The organism is Citrobacter sp. MGH 55 (assembly GCF_016906145.1).
GTDB classification, from domain to species: domain Bacteria; phylum Pseudomonadota; class Gammaproteobacteria; order Enterobacterales; family Enterobacteriaceae; genus Citrobacter_A; species Citrobacter_A amalonaticus.
Genome location: NZ_CP070239.1, coordinates 4,264,531 through 4,264,766 on the forward strand (window position 1 = coordinate 4,264,531; position 236 = coordinate 4,264,766).

Genomic DNA, 236 nt, shown 5'->3' on the forward strand with positions numbered 1-236 from the left:
GTACACCGGATTTTTCCCGATGCTGAGGTGAGGGTAAAGCCAATGCAGGCTAACGCCTTAAACAGCGACTGCACCAAAACTGAGAAAGAAAAGCTGAACCGCATGCTGGAGGAAATGTTTGAAGATTCTGATATGTGGCTGGTGTCAGAATAAGAGCATTGTTTTGTCATATTGCATATGTAGAATCCGCACCGGCTGGCAATCATTCAATACTCGCACTATCGGACGTTCGTCAG

Annotated in this window: 1 protein-coding gene; it reads left to right on the forward strand. The window is 46.2% G+C overall.

The genetic code is table 11. The annotated features are described in order from the left end of the window. Positions 1-153, forward strand: a 153-nt coding sequence (locus JTI98_RS21280; protein WP_252869642.1) for a DinI-like family protein, incomplete at its 5' end; no start/stop codon positions are given. Between the last annotated feature and the right edge of the window lie 83 nt (positions 154-236).